Annotated in this window: 1 protein-coding gene; it reads left to right on the top strand. The window is 64.0% G+C overall.

Annotation, left to right across the window (positions count from 1 at the left end; all coding sequences use genetic code 11):
• Positions 1–93 precede the first annotated feature (93 nt).
• On the top strand, positions 94–1,530 hold the full coding sequence (locus NKJ46_RS34560; RefSeq protein WP_352496571.1) for an IS701 family transposase: 1,437 nt from the start codon (positions 94–96) through the stop codon (positions 1,528–1,530).
• The last annotated feature ends 5 nt before the right edge of the window (positions 1,531–1,535 follow it).

Raw genomic sequence — 1,535 nt, 5'->3', positions numbered from 1 at the left:
TCTTACTGAGTCAGAAAGTCGCGGCTGCAAGGGGATTCGCGCTGGTCGCGGATTTGTTAGGGTGCTGCTTCGTGATCAGGGAAGCGCCCCGCCATGCCCGACTGGACAGCCGAGAGTGAAGCCGCGTTCAACGCCTATGTCGATGCTTTGATCGGGGTGATCGGCCACGCCGACCGAGCTGAGCCGCTGAAGGATTATTGCCTCGGACTTCTGATGCCGATTGAGCGCAAGAGCGTGGAGCCGTTGGCGGCCGTCACGGCGCCGTCGCGGGTGTCGGCCAAGCATCAGTCTCTGCTGCATTTCGTGGGACAGGCGCCGTGGTCGGACGCGGCCTTGCTAGCGCGGGTTCGCGACTGGGTTCTTCCACAGATCGAGCAGCGTGGACCGATCCGGGCGTGGATCGTCGACGACACCGGCTTTCCCAAGAAGGGCAAGCACTCGGTGGGCGTAGCGCGCCAGTATTGCGGCCAGTTGGGCAAGCAGGACAACTGTCAGATTGCGGTTAGCCTATCGATCGCAAATGACGCAGCCTCGCTTCCGATCGCCTACGAATTGTATCTCCCGCACAGCTGGGCGGAGGATCCGGAACAACGCAAGAAGGCCAAGATTCCGGCAGAGATCACGTTCCGGACCAAGCCGCAGATCGCGCTCGAGCAGATCAGGACGGCCAAGGCCGAAGGCGTCGCGCCCGGCGTGGTTCTGGCCGACGCCGGATATGGCGCCGACGGCGGTTTCCGCGCGGGCCTGTCCGAGCTCGGTCTGACCTATGTTGTCGGCGTTCAGCCCACACTCAGCGTCTGGCGCCCAGGCGAGAGCCCGCTGCCGCCCAAGCCTTGGAGCGGAAGAGGCCGGCCGCCGTCTCGAGTCGGCCGAACCGACAATCACAAGCCGATCTCGGCCAAGGCCCTGGCCGAGGAGTTCGAGGCCGAGACTTGGCGCACGATCGCCTGGCGTGAAGGAACCAACACCGAGCTCAATTCCCGCTTCGCCGCCGTGCGCTTGCGGCCGGCATCCAGGGACTACAATCGGCCCGAGGCTCACGCCGAAGAGTGGCTCCTGATCGAGTGGCCTGAAGGCGAGGTCGAGCCGAGCAAGTATTGGCTCTCCACCTTGCCGGCCGACGCTACGATCACCCAGTTGGTCGACGCCGCCAAGCTGCGTTGGCGGATCGAGCGAGACTATCAGGAACTCAAGCAGGAACTGGGACTGGGCCACTACGAAGGCCGAGGGTGGCGGGGCTTCCACCACCACGCCAGCCTCTGTATCGCCGCCTATGGCTTCTTGGTCTCTCTGAGGGAGACGATTCCCCCCTCAACTCCAACTCGCGCCCAGGGCCGCCAAACACCTGGTCTTCCCGACGGTTATCGACCCCGCAGATCCTCCGATCCGACCAGAGCGGCACGTCCCGACCTCGATCCCAACCCTCAGGCGACGCCTGACTGTGGCCCTGGCCAACCGTCTGCAACGATGTCCGTGCTGCATAAGGGCAATGGACAGTCCGCGTCAGGCTCGCAATTTATGACGCAGTAGTACTA

It is taken from the genome of Mesorhizobium sp. M0166 (assembly GCF_040322255.1).
Classification (GTDB): domain Bacteria; phylum Pseudomonadota; class Alphaproteobacteria; order Rhizobiales; family Rhizobiaceae; genus Mesorhizobium.
The sequence above is the reverse complement of the archived record's forward strand: the minus strand, read 5'-3'. Positions and strand labels throughout refer to the sequence as shown.

Bases quoted from the DNA above. Each gene is read 5' to 3' on its own strand.
- NKJ46_RS34560 (WP_352496571.1), top strand. From the start codon at position 94: ATGCCCGACTGGACAGCCGAGAGTGAAGCCGCGTTCAACGCCTATGTC.